Raw genomic sequence first — 20196 nt, 5'->3', positions numbered from 1 at the left:
GGCCGGGTCGGTGATCTCCGGCCCGGCCGCTCCAGCGAGGTGAATCTGATGTGTTCGCTCTGCGGCGTCCTGGGAGGCAACGAGCACTGGGCCGATGCGGTGGCGCGGCCCGGCGTGTTCACGCGCAACGGCGATCCCCTCGAGCGCCGCCGCGAGCGCATGAACCGGGTGCGCATCGCCCGCGAGGTGCTGGAGCCCTTCGGCCTGACCCTGTCGGACTGGCAGGGCGCCTCCTTCCTTCTGTCGACGCGGACCGGCAAGACCGAGATCATCGACGATCTCGGCCATCTCTGGCCCGCGGCGGAGCGGCTGATCGGCCGGGCCTGCGACCCCCTCGCCCTGCCGGTGATCGAAGCCATGGAGCGGCGGCATGGCCGCTGACGCGCCGGCCTTCACGCCGGTGAACCTCCTCACCGGCTTCCTCGGCTCGGGCAAGACCACGCTGTTGCGCCGCCTGCTCGCCGACCCCGCCCTCGCCCGCGCCGCGGTGCTGATCAACGAGTTCGGCGAGGTCGGGCTCGACCACCACCTCGTCGAGCGCATCGACGAGACCATGGTGCTGCTGCCCTCGGGCTGCCTGTGCTGCACCATCCGCGGCGAGCTGGCGCAGGCGATCCGCGCCATCCACGGCAAGCGCGAGCGCGGCGAGATCCCCGCTTTCGACCGCCTGGTGATCGAGAGCACCGGCCTCGCCGATCCCTTCCCCATTCTCACCACCCTCAAGGCCGACCCGGTGCTCCGGCATCACGTCCGGCCGGGAACGGTGGTCGCCACGGTGGATGCGGTGAACGGAGCGTTCCAGCTCGACACCCATGTCGAATCGACGCGCCAGGCGGCGATCGCGGACCGTCTGGTGCTGACCAAGACCGACATCGCCGAAGAGGTCGCGGTCGCCGGCCTGGTCGCCCGGCTGCGCCACCTCAATCCCGACGCGCCGATCCTCGCCGCCACGGAGGCTGATTGCAGTGCCGCGACCCTGTTCGCACAGGAGGGCTCCGGCCCCGACCGCTCGACCCGCGCCTGGTTCCGCCGCGCCTTCCGCAGCGACGATCCGACCCTGGCCGAGGCGCCGGGCGGACCCGAGGAGGGAACGCGGCACGGCGGGCGCATCCGCTCCTTCGTGGTGACGGTGGACGAGCCGATCGACTGGACCGCCTTCGGCATCTGGCTGACCATGCTGCTCAACCGGCACGGCGACCGGATCCTGCGGGTCAAGGGCATCCTCAACCTCGCGGGAGAGCAGGCCCCGGTGGCGATCCACGGCGTGCAGCACCTCGTGCACACGCCCGTGCACATGCGGGCCTGGCCCGACGGCGACCGGCGCTCGCGCATCGTCTTCATCGTGGATGACCTCGATTCCGGCTTGATCCGGCGCTCTCTGGCGGCCTTCAACAGGGTGGCGGCCGTCGAGCCGCAGCGATGATGACCAGGCAGCCCCCGATGCCGTCCTCCCTGCCGTGCCCGAGACGTCCATGACGGGAGGCGAGCCGGAAAGGCCCCCCGCGGCGCCGGCCGTGCGCACGCTCGCGCGGCCGAGACTGCGCGTGCTCGGCACCGAGATCTCGCTCCTGGAGGATCTGCGCCTGCGCGCGCAGGCGGATCTCGGCATCGACATCGCCTTCGAGAGCCGCAACTTCGTCACCGCCCAGCACCAGGCGGCGGCCGAGCCGGGCAGCTACGACGTCTACGACCAGTGCTTCCACAACCTCGACATCGTCTGGTACTGGCGGGCCATCCAGCCCATCGACCGCACGCGCATCACGCTCTGGGACGAGGTGACCGACCTCACCAAGACCGGCCGGATCGATCCCGGCGCCCGCATCGGCTTCGGCGACGCGCCGGTCACCAAGCTGTTCGTCCAGCCCAACCGGGCGCTCGGGCCGGCGCCTTCGCGCTGGCTCTCCATGCTGCCGACCACGCATAATTTCGATGCCTTCGCCTTCCGGCCCGACCTGCTCGGCGACGCGGCCGGGCCGATCGATTCCTGGGGCGCCCTGCTCGACGGGCGCTGGCACGGCCGGGCAGCACTGGTCGACGAGCCGGCGATCGGCGTCTTCGACGCGGCCCTGGCAGTCCAGTCCCTCGGGCTGATGAGCTTCGAGGACATCGGCAACATGTCGACCGAGGAGATCGACACGCTGCTCGGCATCCTGATCGAGCGGCGCAAGAGTGGTTACTTCGCCGGCTTCTGGAAGACGGCGGCGGAGGCCGCCGACATGATGTGCGCCGGCAGCGTCGCCATCCAGAGCATGTGGTCGCCCGGCCTCACCACCCTGCGCCATTGCGGCGTGGCGGTGACCGAGGCGGTACCGCGCGAAGGCTACCGCGCCTGGCACGGCGGCCTGTGCCTCTCCAGCGGCCTCACCGGCCGCATGCTCGACGTCGCCTACGATTATCTCAACTGGTGGCTGTCGGGCTGGCCCGGCGCCGTGATGGCGCGCCAGGGCTACTACATGTCCATTCCCGGCCGCGTCCGGGCCCATCTCACGCCGGACGAGTGGAACTACTGGTACGAAGGCCTGCCGACCCGGACCGACCTGCCCGGGCCGGACGGCGCCATCACCATCCGGGCGGGCTCGGTGCGCGACGGCGGCTCCTATCGCCAGCGCGCCAATTCCATCGCCGTCTGGAACACGACCATGGACGAGCACAACTACCTGGTCCGCCGCTGGGCGCAGTTGGTAGGGTAGGTTTCATCGGGCGTTCATGCAGTGCGTGGGCCCATACGGTCGAGCGAGACGCGGCCGATGTTGATCCAGGCTCAACGCCTGGGCCTTCCCTCCCCCTTGCTGGGAGGGATAAAGGGTGGGGGTCGTACGGAGTGAGGTGGGGCAGCCCTTAAAGGGCGCTCTGTGACGCCGTGCTCCGCTTCGTTCTGCACGACCCCCACCCCTACCCCCTCCCCGCAAGGGGGAGGGGAATGGCGACCGTCGCGTTTGACGGGGTTATCCCCGGACAACGCCTTGATTCAAGCTCGGAGGATTCGTTTTGGCCATCGACATCCAGGGAAAATCGGCGCTCCAGCTCGCGGCCCTGCTGCAGGCGGGCGCGCTCGACGCGGTCGCGCTCGCCGAGGCGACGCTGGCCGCGATCGAAACCTGCGACGACCGGGCGATCGTCATCCGCCCGACGCCGGACCGGGCGCTGAAGGAGGCCCATGCCGCCTCGCGACGGCTGCGCGACGGCCGGGCTCGCAGCCTGCTCGACGGCGTGCCGATCGGCTGGAAGGACCTGTTCGACCTCGAGGGCGAGGTGACGACTGTCGGCTCGCGCGTGCTCGCCGCGGACCCGCCGGCGGCGCGCGACGCGGCGGTGGTCGCAAGGCTCAAGGAGGCCGGCATGGTCTCCGTCGGCCGCCTCAACATGACCGAGTTCGCCTTTTCCGGCATCGGCCTCAATCCGCATTACGGCACGCCGCGCAACCCGCATGGCCGCGACACGCCGCGCATCCCCGGCGGCTCGTCATCGGCCTCCGGCGTGGCGGTGGCCAAGGGCCTCCTGCCCGTGGCCATGGGCACGGATACCGGCGGCTCGGTGCGCATTCCCGCTGCCTATAACGGCGTCGTCGGCTACAAGGCCACGCGCGGCCGCTACCCCATGGACGGGGTGTTTCCCCTCGCCACGAGCCTGGATTCCCTCGGGCCGCTCTGCCGCACGGTGGAGGACGCCGTGCTGGTCGACGCCGCCATGCTGGGGCTGCCGGGGCCCGTCATCGCCCGCGGCGGGCTCGATGACCTGCGCCTCGTCGTGCCCGCCAATGTCGTGCTCGACGACCTCAAGCCGGCGGTCGCGACCGCGTTCGAGGCGGCGCTCGGGCGCCTCGCCGCAAGGGGCGCGCGGATCGAGCGCCTGAACCTGCCGGCCTTCGATGCGCTGGCCGAGCTCACCCGGGCCCGTGGCGCGCTCGTCACCGCCGAGGCCTATGCCCAGCATATCGAGCGGCTGACCGGGCCGGCGGCGGAGGAGATCGACCAGCGCGTGGTGGCGCGGGCCCGGCTCGGCGCCAATATCTCCCTGCCCGACTATCGCGCCATCATCGAGGCGCGCGGCCGGCTGATCGCCGAGACGGACGCCCTGGTCGGCCGCGAGACCCTGGTTGCCTTCCCGACCATCGCCCATGTCGCGCCGCCGATCGCGGCGTTGGAGGAGGATGTCGAGCTGTTCTTCAAGGTCAATGCCAGGACGCTGCGCAACACCGCCCTCGGCAATTTCCTCGACTGGTGCGGCGTCTCCATCCCCTGCGGCACCGGCGAGGCCGGAATGCCCGTCGGCTTCCTCCTCTCCGGCCTCGCCGGTGAGGACGAGCGGCTGCTCGCGGCCGCGCTGGCGGCGGAGGCGACGATCCGGGGGGACTAGACGGACTACCCGCATTATTGACAGATAAGTCAACAACTGGCATGTCACGCGCCATGGCCAGGCCGCGGGAATTCGATCGGGAGGAGGCTCTGGAACGCGCCATGGGCGTGTTCTGGGGCAAAGGCTATGCCTCGACCTCGACCGACGACCTGCTGGCCGCCATGGGGATCGGCCGTCAGAGCCTCTACAACGCCTTCCGCGACAAGCGAGCCCTCTATCTGGAGGCGCTGGAGGCCTATCAGCAAGCGAGCGTCGCCGGCCATCTGCGTCGCCTCGGGGCCCCAGCCTCGCCGCTCTCCGGGCTCGAGGCGCTGCTGGTCGGCCTCGTCAGCGACGACGACGCGCTGCGCAGCCGCGGCTGCATGGGTGTCGGCGCCGTCTGCGAGTTCGGAGCGGAGGATCCGGAGATCCTGGCGCTGCGCGGCCGTGCCTCGCCCGTGCTGCACGACCGGCTGGTCGAACGGCTCGGGCAAGGCCAGGCGCTGGGGGAGATCGACCCCTCGCTCGACTGCGCCGAAGCCGCCGCCTTCATCGCCATGACCATGCAGGGCCTGCAACTCGCGGCCCGCGGCGGTGCCGCCGCCGCCCCGCTCCGGGCCCAGGCCCGCTTCGCGATCGAACGCCTGAAGCCTCGCCGATGACCCCAATAGAACCATCCGATGCTTTGGCTCGGCCAATTATGGACCGACCGATCAAAAATGGAGCAGACATGACCGAGGATCGCAGCCTGGCCGGCAAGGCCGCCATGGTGTTCGGCGGCTCGCGCGGCATCGGCGCCGCAGCAGCGCGCCGCCTGGCACGGGAGGGCGCCGACGTCGCCCTCACCTATGTCTCCGCTCCAGACAAGGCGGCCGAGACCGTGCGCGCCATCGAGGCGGAGGGGCGTACGGGGCTGGCGATCGCCGCGGACAGCGCCGACCCGCAGGCCATCCGCCGTGCCGTGGAGGAAGCCGTGGCGCGCTTCGGGCGCCTCGACGTCGCCGTGGTCAATGCCGGCATCCTGCGGCTCGGCGACGTCATGGCCGTCGGCGTCGAGGAGCTCGATCTGATGCTGGACGTGAACGTCCGCGGCGTCTTCCTCGCCATCCAGGCGGCGGCCGCGCATCTCGGCGAAGGCAGCCGCATCATCACCATCGGCAGCAACACCGCGGTGCGCAGCGGCTATCCCGGCTCCAGCGTCTACGCCATGACCAAGGCGGCGGTGGCGGTCATGGTCAAGGGCATCGCCGTGGACCTCGCGCCGCGCGGCATCACGGTCAACAACATCCAGCCCGGGCCGACGCGCACCGACATGACGGCCGCCCATCTCGATGCCCTGGCGCCGATCATCCCGCTCCGGCGCGTCGGCGAGCCCGACGAGATCGTCGGCCTCGTTGCCTATCTCGCCAGCCGGGAATCGGGCTACATGACCGGGTCGAGCCTGACCATCGACGGCGGCCTCGCCCTGTAGCGGGGGTCAAGGGCAAGGCAAAGCTCGGCATGGCCCGATCGCGTCATGCAGCCCGGACCGGCAGCCTGGCAATGTCCCGCCCCACCTTTTCCTCGGCGAGGCGGATGTCATGGGCGCCCTGCAGGTTGAGCCAGAACTGCGGATCGGTACCGAACCAGGGCCGAAGCGCAGGGCGGTGTCGCCGGTCACCGCGCGCTTGCCCGCGATGATCCGGCTGACCCGGCTCGGAGGCACGTCGATCTGTCGCGCGAACTCGGCCGGCGTGATCCCCAGTTCATCCAATTCGTCCTTGAGGACTTCGCCGGGGTGAACGGCTCTCATGAGCATGGCCCGATCTCCTTTCCTCAGTGGTCGTCCGCGATCCCGACATTGCCCGGCCCGGCCTGGCCACCCGAGCTCCCGACTTGTCAGCGCGGAGCGATCGAGCGCCATCGATGGCGAATTTCGCGGGTCTCCAGCGAACAGGACCAATAATGCCCCTGGAAGGGCTGGTCGAGGTCTCGCGTTATCGGCGCACCGCAGAGGTGGCACAGCAGCAAGGTGCCGACACCGCCATGCGCGACGATGGCGACATCGCCTGCGATCTCGGACGCCAGGATGGTCTCGAACGCCTTGACCACCCTGGCCTGCGCATCGGCTGCGCGCTCCCAGCCTCGCACGCTTTCGTCCGGACTCGCGAAGAACGCGTCGGCAACCCGCTCGAATTCGGGCGGCGGCAGAAATCCCGTCGCGCTTCGATCGTTCTCATGGAGCTCATGCAGGACGGCGAGGGGCAGGCCGTGCACGCCGGCCAGGATCCCCGCCGCTTCGATCGCCTTCGTCTCATCGCTGGCCCATATCGTCCGCACGGCCCGCATCTCGGCCGAGGCGGCAAAGGCCCTCATTCGCTCCACGCCCTTCGGCGACAGATGCCAGCGCGGCACGGGCCGATCGGGGTCGACCACGACCTCCGGGTGCGTGATGAAGAAGACCGTGCTCAATCGAGCCTCCGATAGGTCGTCAAAGCTGCCATAAACGGCTGAGCTTTCGTCTTGAGCAACCGGAAGACTGGTCCAAACCGCCTGCTCTGCAGACCCAGACGAGCCTATCGCCGAGGCGTGTCATAAAAGGGCGGTGATGGCCGGGTTGTCCGGCAGATCATAGAGCGCCATCTCCTCGGCGCCTGGCGGCTCAAACAGCTTCGACCACCTCAGCAGGTCCGCCCGCGCGATGTGGAAAGTCCCGGCTGGAAGCTCGGCGTTTCGCCGAGAGAGACGGTTCCAAAGCTCCTCAAATGGAACGTCTCGGAAGCAGAGGACGACGCGGGCACCATGCGCGCGAGCTTCGTCCCTGCAGGCGTCGCGCTCTGCCCGCGACCACACTCCCCAATCCACCACCACGTTGCACTGAACCCTGATGGCCCGCAGAGCGATCTGCCATTGCAGGCTCTCGACCCGACTTCGGCACGGACCGGTTTCGGCTTCCGGGGTAGAGATGCCGGGATAAAGCTTATGCATCCAGTCGTCTCCGGTGAGACGGAGGGCAGATGCTTCGTGTTCGATCATCTTGGCGAGCGACGTCTTCCCTGAACCGGGAAGGCCGCAAGTGAGGTAGAGCGTGGGCATGAAAATCTCTGATTGAGGCTTGGCAAATGGAAGTGGCCCCGCGTGCGTGCACGGGTGCGCTTCGCTCAATGCCGCCGGGCGCGGCCAATCAGAGGTGTGTTGCCATGCTCTGTCTTGTAGGAATGCCTGCGTGGGAGGTCAAGGTGGAGGGATCCCGGCTCCGTCACATGGCGAGTGCCCAGGCACGCTCGTCTTCCCCAACGGCCGCTTTCTGGTGCTTCCGACAAAAAGCCGCCAGTCCGCAATCCACCCCATTCCAGGCATTCGCTCATGCCTCGATTCCGGAGGGCTATGGCGCGGACGTCGTTCTCCGTTTCATCGTTCTCGGCTCGCCAGCCCGGCCGATTGCACGTCATGGTGCGATAGTCTGCGGGATTGCCCCCTAAGCCGGCAGGAGACCGACCACGCGATAGCTATCGAGCAACGCGTCAAAGACCGCGATGTCCGAGCGGCTCCGCGCCATGAGCTGAGCGCCCGCGACGGCGGCGAAGATGGCGCGAGCCCGCTGCTGGCTCTCATCGGCGCTCATTTCGGTCGCAGCGGACAGGACCTTGGCGAGCCACGCCACATTGACGTCGGCAAAGGTCATCACCTCTCTTTTTACCGGCTCGGGCAGGTCGTCATACTCGGCAGACATGAAGCTGCAGAGGCAGATACGGTTGCCATTCTCGAGCGACTTGCGAAATGTATCGGGATACTGGCGCAAACAGCGGACCGGATCAGAGGATTCGGCCCACAATGCGTCCAGAACAGCCGCCGACTCTTCCCAATAGCGCTTGGCTACAGCCACGCCCAGATCGGCCTTGGTTGGAAAATGATAGTGGACACTCGCGCCTTTGATGCCCACTTCGGCCGCGAGTTCGCGGAAATTCAAGCCGCTGTACCCATGCGCCTGTGCGGTCCGTCTGGCGGCCTCCAAGATGGCTTCCCTGGCACTCGTGCCCATTCCTGACCTCACTCCCCTCGATTTCCCTACCAAGTGACAGATAGACGTTGACGCGGAAAAATGAAAGGCCTAAGCATCACCTATCAAGTGACAGGTAGGCAAATTCAAAATGACCGCTTCAATCTTTTACTCCGACGCAACCAGGCTGGCCGAACTGATCCGGCACCGCGAGATTTCGCCGGTCGAAGTCATGCAGGCGCATCTCGATCGCATCGAGGCCGTCAACCCCAAGGTCAACGCGGTCGTCACGGTGGCCGATGACGTGCTGAAAGCCGCGAAGGCCGCGGAGGCCGCGGTTCTGTCGGGAGAGAAACTCGGCCCGCTTCACGGCGTGCCCTTCACGGCGAAGGACTCCATCGACACCGCCGGCGTGCCGACCCAGCGTGGATCGCCGATCTTCAAGGGGCGCGTTCCCGACGTCGATGCGACCAGCGTGGCGCGCATGAAGAAGGCGGGCGGCATTCTGCTGGCCAAGACCAACCTTCCCGAATTTTCCTACTGGATCGAGAGCGACAATTTGCTCTCCGGCCGGTCGAACAACCCTTGGGATGTGACCCGCACTCCGGGCGGTTCGAGCGGCGGCGAATCGGCGGCCATCGCGGCGGGAATGTCTCCGATCGGTCTCGGCACCGATCTCGCCATCTCCGTGCGTGGGCCCGCCGCGCAAACCGGCATCACGTCCATGAAGGCGACGCATGGCCGCGTGCCCATGACCGGTATCTGGCCGCGCGCGCCGCGCCGCTTCTGGCATGTCGGGCCGATGGCCCGCTCGGTTCGCGACATCGCGCTCGCTTTTTCGCAACTGGTCGGGCCCGACGGCCAGGACGCGCTCGCCACGAGCACCGTCCAATTCGATGCGGGCATCGGCCGCCAGCCCTATCGCCAGCTCCGGGTGGGCTGGATGGTCGGACCCGGCTTCGGGCCGGTCGATCCCGAGGTGGCCGCGACGGTCGAGGCCGCGGCCGAGGCGCTGAAGGACATCGGCGTCTTCGTCGAGCAGGTGAGCATCCCGGCGCTGGAGCGCGATTTCGCCCTCGACGTGTTCAACCGCCTGCATGTGATGGAGATGAAGCCCGCGTTCGCGGAAGCGACGGCGGGCCACGAGGACGAAATGTACAAGATGGCCAAGACCATGCTTTCGCTGCCCGACACCTCGATGAAGGACTATATCGACGCCGAGCAGGCGGCCGAGCGGCTGCGCGATGGCTATGCCGACTACTTCTCGGGCTACGACGCGCTGATGACCCACGTGCTGCCGATCCCGGCCCACAAGCATGGCGTCGAGGAATTCATCATCGACGGCCAGACCGTGGACGCCACCTACCTCCAGGGCGCGACCGTGCCGCTCAACGTCACCGGGCTGCCCGGTGTCGCGATGCGGTTCGGCACGAGCAAGGAGGGGTTGCCGATCAACGTGCAGATTGTCGGCAAGTGGCAGGCAGAGTCCACGATCCTGCACCTGGCGTCGCTGCTCGAGGGCGTGAGCCCGGTTCGCAGCCTGCACCCGGACATCTAGTATTGTGCTTCCAACGCGTGTCGCCTGGCATCGTATTGGAAACATAACACAATGCATGGATCGAACTCGCTTCTCCTTGTTTTTGCATTGTCTTCACGCGAACCGATAAACGGCCCGCTGGGCGGCTTGTCGACTATCCCTGCCTCGCGTCGCTGACCAGGTGCATCTTCGACTTGCCGGGCGTTGCTGGCACAGTGCGGTTCGATCACATCCCGACGCATGACCATGATGGCGATTGGGGCGTTGCCAGCCGTCGTGGCATTGCGCCGGAGCCACCGACGATCGATTTCCGCGGCGTTGGCACATGCGGCCGAGAGCGACGATCTATCCGGGATCAACTCTCACGAAGACGGCGCGCGGTGTTCGCGAAAGGCCGCGGCAAGCGTGCGCAAGGCGCCGCGTGACCGCGCGTCCGACAAGCTGGAGTGAAGCACGATCTCGGATGAAGGAAGCGCGGGAAGCTCAAGCCGTTCTCCGACCTCGACAACACCGACCGGCACGACACGATGCGCCAGCGCGGCGACGGCGAGGCCAGCCGACACGGCGGCGACGACAGCCGCAGCGCCGCCGCCCACGAAGACCTCGATCCAACGCACGCCGGCGGCGTCGAGTGCCCGGGTGGCGATATTGCGGACACCGCATGAGACGGCCAGCGACGCCAGCCGAAGGGCTTCGCCCTCCCGGTGCGCGAAGCCCGGCAGTGCAAACCAGCCAAAAGGTTCCTGCGCCAGAACCTCGCCGTCGCGGCGATCGTCCTCGCGGCGAACGATCGCCGCATCGAGCGCGCCGCGGTCGAAGGCATCCAGCAGATTGCGCGATGCCTCGATCTGCACCTCGATCAACAGGGCGGGGTCGTAGGCATGGAGGCGGGCCAACAGGACCGGCAGCTCGGGACCCGCCGCCTGATCCGCGATACCGAGCGTAAAGCGGCGCGGCGCCGAAGTGAGGCCGGCGACGGCACGCTCATGCGCCGCAATGAACTCGCGCGCGACGCCCAGAAAGGCCGCACCACGCGCCGACAGGCGCACCAACCGCGGGGTCCGCTCGATCAGCTTTTCGCCCAGCCGATCCTCCAGCCGCTTCAGCTTCACGCTGATCGCAGCCTGGGACGTATCAAGCGCCTCGGCCGCGCGGGTGAAGCTCTGAAAATCGGCCACAAAAACGAATGCCTGCACGGCATCGACATCCAGGCTCGCCATGGCAATCATACCAATATGTTATCTCTAAAATAGAGAAGCATACCATTACTGTATGGTCAAGCTCCGCCTATGTTGGTCTCCAGACGCAATGTGGCGATCGGATCGACGCTGTCGTGCGATCGATCGGAGGGGCTTGATGAGTACGCAGACCGAGGAACGTGCAGATCAGACCGCACCCGCCGCCGAGATCGGTATGCGCGGGTGGCTCGCCCTGCCCGTCCTGCTCGCCGGCGCGTTCCTGCCGCCGCTTGACTTCACCATCGTCAATCTGGCGCTACCGGCGATCCGGCAGGATCTCGGCGCGACATCGAGCGATGTGCAGTTCGTGATCTCCGCCTACGCGGCCACCTATGCGGTGTTCCTCATCACGGGCGGACGCCTCGGCGACCTCCATGGACGCAAGACCACGTTCCTGACCGGCGTTGCGGGGTTCACCTTCGCTTCGGCGCTCTGCGGCGCAGCCTGGTCTCCGGCAGCCCTGATCGCCGGCCGTATCCTCCAGGGCGTCATGGCGACTGTCATGGCGCCACAGGTGCTGGCGTCGATCCGCGTTCTGTTTCCCGGCGCAGCGCAAGGACGGGCGCTCGCACTCTATGGGGCGACTTTTGGCCTGGCCAATCTCTGCGGCCAGGTTCTCGGCGGCGTCCTGGTCTCGTCTCATCCCTTCGGCTTCGCCTGGCAGGCGATCTTCTTCGTCAATATTCCGATCGGGCTCGCGACGCTGCTCGGCGGAATGGCCTTCCTGCGTGATTCACGATCACAGCATGCGCAAAGCCTCGATATCGGCGGTGTCGTTCTGTTGTCGCTGACTCTGGGTCTGCTGATCTACCCGCTGATCGAGGGGCGCGAGATGGGTTGGCCGTGGTGGGTCGTGGCCATGCTCATGGCCTCGCCGGCCGCGCTGGCAGGCTTCGTCCTGTTCGAGCGGGGGCTGGCCAGGCGCGGCGGCTCGCCACTGGTGGAGTTGTCGCTGTTCCGAGACAGGCGCTTCGCCACGGGCATCGTCATGGCGCTCGCCTTCTACATACAGAACGCTTTCTTCCTGACCTTCTCGGTCTTTCTGCAAAGCGGGCTCGGCATGACGCCGATGCAGGCGGGCGTCGCGACATTGCCTTATGTCGGCGGAAGCTTCGTCGCCTCACTGGCATCGTCCTATCTCATGCAACGCCTCGGCTCCTACGCGCTGACGCTCGGCTTTGCCCTTCAGGCGCTCGGTTTCCTCATCATCGCATTGGCGGTGGCATCCATCCTGCCCGGCTGTCTGGACATCGGTCTCATCGCCGCAGGGATGGGCTTCGGCATCATCATGCCATCCGTCATCAAGGCGGTCATCGGCAGCGTCGATCCTCGCCACGCCGGATTGGCGTCGGGCGTCGTCATCTCCGCCCTGCAAATCGGCTCCGCGATCGGCATCGCGATCATCGGCGGCGTGTTCTACGGCGCGCTGGGAGGCGGGCAAACCAGCGAGGCCTATCCCTTTGCCTTCTCGCTCGCGCTCGGCTGCATCGTGGCGGTGCTGGTGCTCGGCGGCGCCCTTTCCGTGTCGGTGGCCAGAGATCCCGCGCGATCCGCCAACCGGTGATGACAACCCGCGAAGCACCACACGTCCCATCAAGCACGAACAGATCGTCCGCGCGAAGAGAGCGGCGCGGCAACGATCAGGAGCAAGCCATGAGCGCAGAGGCTGGAGCAGTGGCACGGGAAAGCGTCTTGCAGGCAGACGGCGATCCGCGGCGATGGTTCGCCCTGCCCGTCCTTCTGACCGGCGCGTTCCTGCCAGTGCTCGATTTCAACGTCGTCAATCTGGCGCTGCCGGCGATCCGCCAGACTCTGAGCGCGACATCGAGTGACCTTCAGTTCGTCATATCAGCCTATGCGGCGACCTATGCGGTGTTTCTCATCACCGGCGGCCGGCTGGGCGATTGGCTCGGCCGCAAGCGGATGTTCATGCTGGGCGTCGCGGGCTTCACCATCGCGTCCGTGCTGTGCGGCACTGCGTGGTCACCCGCCATTCTCATTGCCGGCCGTAGTCTGCAAGGCCTGACCGCGACGGTGATGGCGCCGCAGGTCCTTGCCTCGATCCGCGTCCTGTTCCCGGCATCGGAGCAGGGAAAAGCGCTGGGCCTTTATGGCGCCACCTTCGGTTTTGCCAACATTGCAGGCCAGATCTTCGGCGGCGTGCTGGTGTCGTCGCATCCCTTCGGGTTCACCTGGCAGGCGATCTTTCTCGTCAACGTGCCGATCGGACTCGCCGCCTTCATCGGCAGCCTGCTCTTTCTCGGCGATTCGCGGGCCGATCACGCACACAAGCTCGATATCGGCGGCGTGGCGCTTCTATCGGCAACGCTCGGCCTGCTGGTTTACCCGCTGGTCGAAGGGTGGGAGATGGGATGGCCGTTCTGGCTCGTCGCCATGCTCGTCGCGTCTCCCGTGGCGCTGGCCGCCTTCATCCGGTTCGAGAAGCGACTGATGGATCGCGGCGGCTCGCCGCTGGTCGATCTGTCGCTGTTCCGCGAGAGAGGCTTCGCAATCGGCGTCGCGATGGCGCTCGTCTTTTACATGCACGCGGCCTTCTATTTGATGTTCTCGGTCTATTTGCAAGGCGGCCTGCATCTGACGCCGCTCGACGCCGGCTTGCGGACGCTCCCCTTCGGCATCGGCTATTTCATGGCGTCGTTTGCCGCGGCCGGCGTCATGCGGCGGCTCGGACCTCGTGCGTTGACGCTGGGTTTCATCGGCCAGGTTCTCGGCTTCAGCGTGGTGATCTTCGCCGTGGCGGGGGCGCTTCAGGGGTGGCTCGAGATCGGCCTTTCGGTGGCGGGATTAGGGTTCGGCATCTTGACGCCTTCGGTGATCAAAGCGGTGATCAGCGGCGTCGATCAGCGTCACGCCGGACTCGCATCAGGCATCGTCATTTCCACCTTCCAGATTGGCGCAGCCCTCGGCGTTGCGATCGTCGGCGGCGTCTTCTTCAGCATTCTCGGCGCCGGACAGGATCTCGCCGCCTACGCAGATGCCTTCGCCATCGCACTCGGCTGTAACGTCGCGCTCCTCGCTCTGGGCGGCGTGCTGTCGCTGTGGCTACCGGACGACAAACGCGCAGCAGCGCGCAGGCCGGGTTAGAGCAATATCAAATAAAACGGCTTCACTTGATCTGAATATTTGCGTTCTTAACCACGACTCCAAGTATCGTAGGGCAGGTTATCGAAGCGATTTGTGGGGTAGTTGCGAGGGCTCGCAACACCAGATTCTTGCGATTTCTCGAGAGGACTATACCAAAGCCGGCAGCGTAGCCGGCGCCGACGCGCCAATGTCTGGTGTGAGCCGGAAGCAGATGGTTTGCTCTATCGCGGGCGGCTCAGGCTAACTGCCGTTCAAGGGAATTCCGAAACTTGATGAAGTCAATGAAGGCTCTCAGTGCCAACGGCATGCGGGGCCTGTTGGGATAGTAGAGATAGAAGCCCGAAAAAGGCTTGCACCAAGGTTCGAGCACTCGGACGAGTTCTCCGCTTTCAATATAAGGCGCCACGAAACTTTCAGGAGTGAAAGCAAGGCCTGCTCCCTGCAGCGCGGCCGCAAGGAGCAGGTCCGTGTCGTTGGCGGTAACGATGCTGTCGACGTCGACGTCGACAGACCCGCCGGGACCGTCGAAACTCCAGCGGTACAAAACCCCAGTTTCGCTCCACCGATAGGTGATGCAACGATGATCTCGGATATCCCGCGGCACTTCGGGCAATGCCCGACCCGCGAAATAGGCCGGAGAGCCAACGACAGCCATCCTCAGATCGGGCGTCAGTCTCACCGCGATCATGTCTTGCTGCACGAGTTCGCCCGATCGAATCCCAGCATCAAAGCCCTTGGCCACGACGTCGGTGAGTGTGTCGTCGATCACCAGATCGAGCCGGATCTCAGGATATTCCCCTAGAAAATCGGCAAGGATCGGCGTTACGACAAGACGAGCGGCAATGCGCGGCAAGTTGACGCGAACAATGCCCCTGGGTTGCGTCTGGTAAGCACCGACGTCCCGAATGGCGCCTTCCATGTCATCGATCGCGGGGCGCAACCGGTCGAACAAGGCCTGCCCCGCTTCGGTCGGTGCAACACTCCGGGTCGTCCTGTTGAGAAGCCTGGCGCCGAGGCGCTCCTCCAGCGACCGGATCATATGGCTGAGCGCGGACGGTGACATCCCAAGCCGTTGGGCGGCGCGTCTGAAGTTCCTTTCGTCCGAAACGGTTAGAAAGGCCGTCAGTTCGGCGAATTCAGTGCCCTTCAAATTGATGCTCCACACGCAACGACCTATGCTGATTATAGCGGATTATCACGCATAATCGACGGCGCGATAGTGCTCGCGCCCAAGGTGCGGGCCGTCCTGTATCGCCGTCGGCGCAAGGGTGGCGCCTGAATCGCGAAGGAATATTGAATGACGGAGACAATGCGGCGCTGGGAGATGGACGCCATCGGCCGGGAGCGGCTCGAACTACGGGAAGTCTCGTTGCCGTCGCCAGCGCGGCGTGAAGTCTTGGTGAAGGTAGCGGCGGTCGCACTCAACTATCGCGACAGGATGGTGATCGAGAGTGGCAGGGGCCTACCGCTGGGATTCCCTTTCACACCGGGGTCCGATCTTGCCGGAACGGTCGTAGCCCTCGGCGAGGACGCCACCCGTTTCTCCCGAGGTGAACGGGTCATCTCGACTTTCGCCCCCGGCTGGATCGACGGCGCTCGGTCAGGCGACGCCCGCACGCCGTCCTATCGAACGCTCGGGGGGTACTATCCCGGTGTGCTGGCGGACTATGTGGCCTTCCCGGAGGAATGGTTCGTGCCGGCGCCAACCACATTGGATGATGCACAAGCCAGCACCTTGCCGTGCGCCGGGCTCACCGCCTGGTTCGCGCTCGTCGAGCGCGCCCGGGTGCGTGCGGGCCAAACGGTGCTGATCGAGGGGACGGGCGGCGTCGCGCTGTTCGGCCTCCAGATCGCCAAGGCGCACGGAGCCGGGGTGATAATCTCCGGTAGCGCCGACAAGCTGGCGCGTGCCGAGGCGCTCGGCGCCGACCATTGCATCGATCGCCGAAAAGCCGACCTGGTCGAAGCTGTCTACGAGATCACTCTCCATCGGGGGGCGGACCACATCCTGGAACTGATCGGCGGCCCGCATCTGGGCAAGGCGGCGCAAATGGCCGCCGTCGGCGGCCACATTTGTTTGATCGGCGCGTTGGAGGGTTTCGAAGTGACCGCTCCGCTGATGCCGTTGCTGCTCAAGGACGTAACCGTCCATGGTATCGGCACGGGGCATCGTCGCGCTTTGGAAGACCTTGTTCGCGCGGTTGACCGGACGGGACTGAAGCCCGTCATCGACACCCGCTATCCCATGAGCGATCTGCCGGCGGCACTTGGTCATCTGGATCGCGGTGCTTTCGGCAAGATCGTTGTTGAAATGGTGTGATCGCATCGATTTCGAATTCGGATCATGGTTCCGGCGAACCCGGGAGTGAACGCGGGATAATCGCAGCTCTCAGGGCGACCATCCCGATGCGGAGAAGACAGGTCCGCCAACCGCCCTCCTCGCGGGGTTGGTGGCGGAGCAGGGCCAAGCTCGCCAGGCCTGACCCAGCGACCAAGGATCGCGCGCTGGAGAAAACTCGGGGGCACCGGATCGTGGAGGAGAGTGGTTGCGGGGGCTCGCAACACCCGATTCTTGCGATTTGCGGAGAGGACCATTCCACGGTTGGCGGCGTAGCTGGCCATTGCTCTCCGAGGGTGCGGACCATTCGCCCCTTCCTCGCGGGTCATGCATCAACAAGTCTGTCACGGACTCTGCGGCGCCGATCCCTCGTCGGCGCTTCAGCGTGGAGATCCAATCCGCCGGAGGAAGACGGCGCTGTTGGGCTTTCGCGATGGTCTTCGTCGGCCGCCCTACAATATTGCCGCGGCGAACATCCCATGAAACGTTTGAAGGCCGCGCTGAATGCGCTCTCGGACTCGTACCCGAGAGCCTCGGCGATTATTGCAACCGGATCGCCAGCATGCTCCAGCCGGTCGCAGGCCAGAAGCATTCGCCAGCGCGTCAGATATTGCATGGGCGTCTCGCCCACCACTTCCTTGAACCGGAGTGCGAAAACCGAGCGCGACATGCCCGCCTGCATTCCCAAGTCCCGCAATGTCCACCGTCGGGCCGGATCGGCGTGCATGGCGGTGATCGCGAGGCTGAGGTGTTTGTCCGCCAGGGCGAAGAACCATCCCGCGCCCTCACCGAGGCCTTCCGCGAGACGCGCGCGCAGAGCTTGCACCAGCATCATGCGAGCAAGATCCTGGGCAATGAGATCGCCGCCGGGCTGTTTCTCACGCAGTTCCTGCATCATGCGCTCCACAGACCACCGCAGCGCAAACCGATCAGCGTCCTTGCGGAGATGCACAATCGGCGGAAGCAATCCGAGCAGCCTCTCGGCGTGCTTGCCGCTGACCGCGAAGCGGCTGGCGAGCAACGAGAACTCGCCGCCTCCAGCGACAGTCACCACACCGCCGGCCCGAGCGTCAGGGAAGATCGCCGAGGCTGCGATCGAGGGTAGGGCGAGATCGCTGGCCAGCCGGAACGAGGGTCCGCTCGGCAGGACAAAGCAATCGCCCTGCTCGAGGCGCGCGACGTCTGCGACGCCGTCGACGGCCAGCCAGCACTCGCCGGCCAGGATGACATAGCACTTGATGTGTTTGCGCTGGCCGCCGAACTGGATCGACCAGTCGCCTCCCGCGTCAAGGCGAGACGAGACGGCCCCGCGAGGCCGTAGCAGCGAGAGAAGCTCCGAGAGCGGGTCCATCGGGCTATCCGGACGATCGCGACGGTATCGCGGACCTTACGACATAGACCGTCCTCAAGGCGATACCCTATCTTCGGCGCAGCCCCAAATGTCGACCGCGCCACGCAGACGTCCGTGTCGGGCGTCGCCCGGTCCCCAGCGAAAAGGATGAGCACCCGTGATTGTCGTCACCACCCCCACCGGCGATATCGGCCGTCAAGTCGTCGCCAATCTGCTCGACGCCGGTGCCCCCGTCCGCGTCATCGTGCGCGATCCCTCCAAGCTCAGTGACGATCTGCGTGCGCGCGTCGAGGTCGTTCAGGGCTCGCATGCCGACGTCGAGGTTGTGAACCGCGCGTTCTCGGGCGCCAACGCCGTGTTCTGGCTGGTGCCGCCCGATCCTCACGCCGACAGCCTGGAAGCCGCCTATGTCGATTTCACGCGTCCGGCGGCTGCGGCGCTGAAGACGCGGGGGGGCAAGCGCGTCGTCTGCATCTCGGCGCTGGGACGCACTACCCCGTTCGCCGGCAAGGCGGGCCATGTCACCGGCTCGCTGGCGATGGCGGATCTGATCGCCAGCACAGGGATTGCTCTGCGGACGCTCACGCTGCCGGCGTTCATGGACAACATGGCTCGGCGGGCCGGCGCCATCAAAAGCCAGGGCCTGTTCTCCTCGCCGATCTCAGGCGACTTGAAGCAGCCAACCTGCGCGACCCGCGACATTGCCGCCGTGGCGGCGCGCTGGCTGCTCGACGAGAGCTGGAGCGGCCAGGAAAATGTCGCAGTGCTGGGACCGGAGGACCTTTCCTTCAACGACATGGCGGAGATCATGTCGGAGGTGCTCGGCAAGCCGGTGCGTTTCGAGCAGGTCACCCTGGAAGAATACAAGGCCCAGTTCCTCCGGTTCGGTTTCTCCGAGGCCATGGCGCAGGGCATGACCGACATGATGGACGCGAAGAGCCAAGGTCTGGACCTGGGTGTGCCACGCACGTCGGAGAACACGACCCCGACGAGCTTCCGCCAATGGTGCGAGGACATCCTCAAGCCCGCCGTGCTGGGCTAGGGATTCAGATTTCGCCGGCCGTCTCGGGAATGACCGCCCCGCGCCGCGCCGGCGACCTCCGCCTCATGATGAGGGCGGCCGCGTCGCGGCCCGGCGCGGACGGCCACGCAAGGAGCCGCGGATGAAAGTCATCGAGGGCAAGCGGACCGCGACAGTTGGAGGCGACTTCGACGCTGACGATCATTCTGCGCGCCGATCTGGGCGCGGTGTCGAGGTTTGCTTCAGGCGACAAAAAACCCGTCAGAGCAAAGCTGGCGCCTTGCTCTGACGGGGCTGGGTCTTTGGTTGCGGGGGCAGGATTTGACCCTGCGACCCGTCGCCGGCGGGAGATCGCCGTCCATCGCGCCCCATCCCCATCACCCCCGCTCCGCCACCGGCCCGCGTGCCAGCGCCTCCAGCACGCGCTGGCGCGACAGGTCGAGCAGGCGGCGCATCGCCTCGGCGGCGGCCTCGCCCCGGCGTTCGAGGATGGCGGAGAGCACGGCCTCGTAGGGCGCGAGGTCGGTCGTCTTGGCGCTGCGCTGCGTCAGGGAGAAGGAGACTCGCAGGGCCGTCTTCACCGCGCCGCCGATGGTGACGAACAGACCGTTATGGGTGGCGGCGATGATGGCGAGGTGGAACTCGGTCTCGGCGCCGGCCGCCAGCGCCGGCTGGTTCAGCATCGCCACCAGGTCGGCATAGCGGCGCCTGATGCGGTCGAGGTCCTCGGCCGAGCCGTCGCGCGCGGCGAGGAAGCAGGCCCTGGGCTCGAAGCACTGGCGCATCTCGTAGAGGTCCTCGACGATGCGCTCGTCGAACTGGGCGTTGAGGCGCCAGGACAAGACGTCCTGGTCGAGCAGGTTCCAGTCGGCGAAGGGCAGGACGCGGGTGCCCACCTTGGGTGAGACCTCGACCAGGCGCTTGGCGGCGAGGTTCTTCACCGCCTCCCGGATGGTCGAGCGGCTGACGCCGTAGGCCTGGCACAACTCGCTTTCGATCGGCAGCGTGTCGCCCGGGCGGAACTCGCCGGAGGCGATGCGGGTGCCGATGATGCGCGCCACCTGCGCGCTCATGGTTGAGATCGCCGAATCGCGCTCGAACATACTCATCTCCCGGGCGCCCCGCCGAAGCGCGGCAACCCTGCGCAGCCCCTCCCCATCGCATCAGGCGCCTTCACCGGCGTCGATGCCAGGGTCCTCCTGCGCCCCTCCCCGCCATTCAACAGGAAACGCAATCGCTTGTCCTCTCGCCCGCCGGTCTCCGCCGTGGCGGATTGACAGGCTGCTTGCCAC

Annotated in this window: 19 protein-coding genes; 11 read left to right on the top strand and 8 right to left on the bottom strand. The window is 66.5% G+C overall.

Translation table 11 applies throughout. The features are described from left to right. The first annotated feature begins 48 nt into the window (after positions 1-48). The 6 genes from QO011_RS25895 (at position 49) to QO011_RS25870 (ending at position 5806) form a co-directional block, all read left to right on the top strand. Positions 49-381: a hypothetical protein gene (locus tag QO011_RS25895; RefSeq protein WP_307278565.1), complete on the top strand. Its 333-nt coding sequence runs from the start codon at positions 49-51 to the stop codon at positions 379-381. Beyond that, complete coding sequence (locus tag QO011_RS25890; RefSeq protein WP_307278562.1) at positions 371-1423, top strand: CobW family GTP-binding protein; 1053 nt, start codon at positions 371-373, stop codon at positions 1421-1423. The genes QO011_RS25895 and QO011_RS25890 overlap by 11 nt, the downstream gene beginning before the upstream one ends. Before the next feature lie 49 nt (positions 1424-1472). Continuing rightward, complete coding sequence (locus QO011_RS25885) at positions 1473-2690, top strand: ABC transporter substrate-binding protein (protein WP_307278559.1); 1218 nt, start codon at positions 1473-1475, stop codon at positions 2688-2690. Positions 2691-2988: 298 nt separating this feature from the next. Continuing rightward, complete coding sequence (locus tag QO011_RS25880; RefSeq protein ID WP_307278557.1) at positions 2989-4356, top strand: amidase; 1368 nt, start codon at positions 2989-2991, stop codon at positions 4354-4356. 41 nt (positions 4357-4397) lie between these two features. Next, positions 4398-4997, top strand: a complete 600-nt coding sequence (locus tag QO011_RS25875; protein ID WP_307278555.1) for a TetR/AcrR family transcriptional regulator — start codon at positions 4398-4400, stop codon at positions 4995-4997. Between the two features lie 68 nt (positions 4998-5065). Beyond that, a complete protein-coding gene (locus QO011_RS25870) occupies positions 5066-5806 on the top strand; it encodes an SDR family NAD(P)-dependent oxidoreductase (protein WP_307278552.1) in 741 nt (246 codons plus the stop codon). Positions 5807-5812: 6 nt separating this feature from the next. On the opposite strand, the gene QO011_RS25865 is transcribed toward QO011_RS25870, so the two are convergent. The 4 genes from QO011_RS25865 to QO011_RS25850 all read right to left on the bottom strand — a co-directional run bounded on the left by QO011_RS25865 (position 5813) and on the right by QO011_RS25850 (position 8356). Further along, positions 5813-6127 carry a HigA family addiction module antitoxin gene (locus QO011_RS25865; protein ID WP_370882008.1) on the bottom strand — a complete coding sequence of 105 codons (315 nt, stop codon included), beginning with the start codon at positions 6125-6127 and terminating at the stop codon, positions 5813-5815. An 86-nt stretch (positions 6128-6213) separates the two neighbouring features. Further along, positions 6214-6786 (bottom strand): histidine phosphatase family protein, encoded by a 573-nt coding sequence (locus QO011_RS25860; protein WP_307278551.1) that lies wholly within the window; start codon positions 6784-6786, stop codon positions 6214-6216. A 120-nt stretch (positions 6787-6906) separates the two neighbouring features. After that, positions 6907-7410 (bottom strand): P-loop nucleotide/nucleoside kinase family protein, encoded by a 504-nt coding sequence (locus tag QO011_RS25855; RefSeq protein ID WP_307278547.1) that lies wholly within the window; start codon positions 7408-7410, stop codon positions 6907-6909. Positions 7411-7792: 382 nt separating this feature from the next. Next, entirely contained in the window at positions 7793-8356 is a 564-nt protein-coding gene (locus QO011_RS25850) for a TetR/AcrR family transcriptional regulator (protein ID WP_307278545.1), read from the bottom strand. Positions 8357-8465: 109 nt separating this feature from the next. On the opposite strand from QO011_RS25850, the gene QO011_RS25845 reads away from it, so the two are divergent. Further along, positions 8466-9872, top strand: a complete 1407-nt coding sequence (locus tag QO011_RS25845) for an amidase (protein WP_307278542.1) — start codon at positions 8466-8468, stop codon at positions 9870-9872. 341 nt (positions 9873-10213) lie between these two features. Here QO011_RS25845 and QO011_RS25840 read toward each other — a convergent pair whose 3' ends face one another. After that, the gene (locus QO011_RS25840; RefSeq protein ID WP_307278539.1) at positions 10214-11071 is read right to left on the bottom strand and encodes a LysR family transcriptional regulator; all 858 of its coding nucleotides are present in this window, start codon (positions 11069-11071) and stop codon (positions 10214-10216) included. 136 nt (positions 11072-11207) lie between these two features. Here QO011_RS25840 and QO011_RS25835 point away from each other — a divergent pair, with 136 nt between their 5' ends. Together QO011_RS25835 and QO011_RS25830 are read left to right on the top strand one after the other, a co-directional pair. Then, positions 11208-12653: an MFS transporter gene (locus QO011_RS25835; protein ID WP_307278536.1), complete on the top strand. Its 1446-nt coding sequence runs from the start codon at positions 11208-11210 to the stop codon at positions 12651-12653. 89 nt (positions 12654-12742) lie between these two features. Further along, entirely contained in the window at positions 12743-14194 is a 1452-nt protein-coding gene (locus tag QO011_RS25830; RefSeq protein WP_307278534.1) for an MFS transporter, read from the top strand. Positions 14195-14429: 235 nt separating this feature from the next. On the opposite strand, the gene QO011_RS25825 is transcribed toward QO011_RS25830, so the two are convergent. Further along, complete coding sequence (locus tag QO011_RS25825; RefSeq protein ID WP_307278531.1) at positions 14430-15344, bottom strand: LysR family transcriptional regulator; 915 nt, start codon at positions 15342-15344, stop codon at positions 14430-14432. A gap of 147 nt (positions 15345-15491) precedes the next feature. On the opposite strand from QO011_RS25825, the gene QO011_RS25820 reads away from it, so the two are divergent. Then, positions 15492-16514, top strand: a complete 1023-nt coding sequence (locus QO011_RS25820; protein ID WP_307278528.1) for a zinc-dependent alcohol dehydrogenase family protein — start codon at positions 15492-15494, stop codon at positions 16512-16514. Between the two features lie 343 nt (positions 16515-16857). Here QO011_RS25820 and QO011_RS25815 read toward each other — a convergent pair whose 3' ends face one another. After that, positions 16858-17883, bottom strand: a complete 1026-nt coding sequence (locus tag QO011_RS25815) for an AraC family transcriptional regulator (protein WP_307278526.1) — start codon at positions 17881-17883, stop codon at positions 16858-16860. Between the two features lie 157 nt (positions 17884-18040). Here QO011_RS25815 and QO011_RS25810 point away from each other — a divergent pair, with 157 nt between their 5' ends. Further along, a complete protein-coding gene (locus QO011_RS25810; protein ID WP_307278523.1) occupies positions 18041-18925 on the top strand; it encodes an NmrA family NAD(P)-binding protein in 885 nt (294 codons plus the stop codon). A 356-nt stretch (positions 18926-19281) separates the two neighbouring features. Here QO011_RS25810 and QO011_RS25805 read toward each other — a convergent pair whose 3' ends face one another. Continuing rightward, positions 19282-20007, bottom strand: a complete 726-nt coding sequence (locus tag QO011_RS25805; protein WP_307278521.1) for a FadR/GntR family transcriptional regulator — start codon at positions 20005-20007, stop codon at positions 19282-19284. Between the last annotated feature and the right edge of the window lie 189 nt (positions 20008-20196).

It is taken from the genome of Labrys wisconsinensis (genome assembly GCF_030814995.1).
In the GTDB taxonomy this organism is placed as follows: Bacteria; Pseudomonadota; Alphaproteobacteria; order Rhizobiales; family Labraceae; genus Labrys; species Labrys wisconsinensis.
Note: the sequence above shows the minus strand (reverse complement) of the source record. Positions and strands in the feature narration are given on the sequence as shown.

Excerpts from the sequence above, each read along its gene's own strand:
- QO011_RS25820 (WP_307278528.1), top strand. The coding sequence starts at position 15,492 with ATGACGGAGACAATGCGGCGCTGGGAGATGGACGCCATCGGCCGGGAG.
- QO011_RS25835 (WP_307278536.1), top strand. The coding sequence starts at position 11,208 with ATGAGTACGCAGACCGAGGAACGTGCAGATCAGACCGCACCCGCCGCC.
- QO011_RS25870 (WP_307278552.1), top strand. The coding sequence starts at position 5,066 with ATGACCGAGGATCGCAGCCTGGCCGGCAAGGCCGCCATGGTGTTCGGC.
- QO011_RS25840 (WP_307278539.1), bottom strand. The coding sequence starts at position 11,071 with ATGGCGAGCCTGGATGTCGATGCCGTGCAGGCATTCGTTTTTGTGGCC.
- QO011_RS25805 (WP_307278521.1), bottom strand. The coding sequence starts at position 20,007 with ATGTTCGAGCGCGATTCGGCGATCTCAACCATGAGCGCGCAGGTGGCG.
- QO011_RS25890 (WP_307278562.1), top strand. The coding sequence starts at position 371 with ATGGCCGCTGACGCGCCGGCCTTCACGCCGGTGAACCTCCTCACCGGC.
- QO011_RS25875 (WP_307278555.1), top strand. The coding sequence starts at position 4,398 with ATGTCACGCGCCATGGCCAGGCCGCGGGAATTCGATCGGGAGGAGGCT.
- QO011_RS25850 (WP_307278545.1), bottom strand. The coding sequence starts at position 8,356 with ATGGGCACGAGTGCCAGGGAAGCCATCTTGGAGGCCGCCAGACGGACC.
- QO011_RS25885 (WP_307278559.1), top strand. The coding sequence starts at position 1,473 with ATGACGGGAGGCGAGCCGGAAAGGCCCCCCGCGGCGCCGGCCGTGCGC.
- QO011_RS25830 (WP_307278534.1), top strand. The coding sequence starts at position 12,743 with ATGAGCGCAGAGGCTGGAGCAGTGGCACGGGAAAGCGTCTTGCAGGCA.
- QO011_RS25895 (WP_307278565.1), top strand. The coding sequence starts at position 49 with ATGTGTTCGCTCTGCGGCGTCCTGGGAGGCAACGAGCACTGGGCCGAT.
- QO011_RS25815 (WP_307278526.1), bottom strand. The coding sequence starts at position 17,883 with ATGGACCCGCTCTCGGAGCTTCTCTCGCTGCTACGGCCTCGCGGGGCC.
- QO011_RS25845 (WP_307278542.1), top strand. The coding sequence starts at position 8,466 with ATGACCGCTTCAATCTTTTACTCCGACGCAACCAGGCTGGCCGAACTG.
- QO011_RS25865 (WP_370882008.1), bottom strand. The coding sequence starts at position 6,127 with ATGAGAGCCGTTCACCCCGGCGAAGTCCTCAAGGACGAATTGGATGAA.
- QO011_RS25855 (WP_307278547.1), bottom strand. The coding sequence starts at position 7,410 with ATGCCCACGCTCTACCTCACTTGCGGCCTTCCCGGTTCAGGGAAGACG.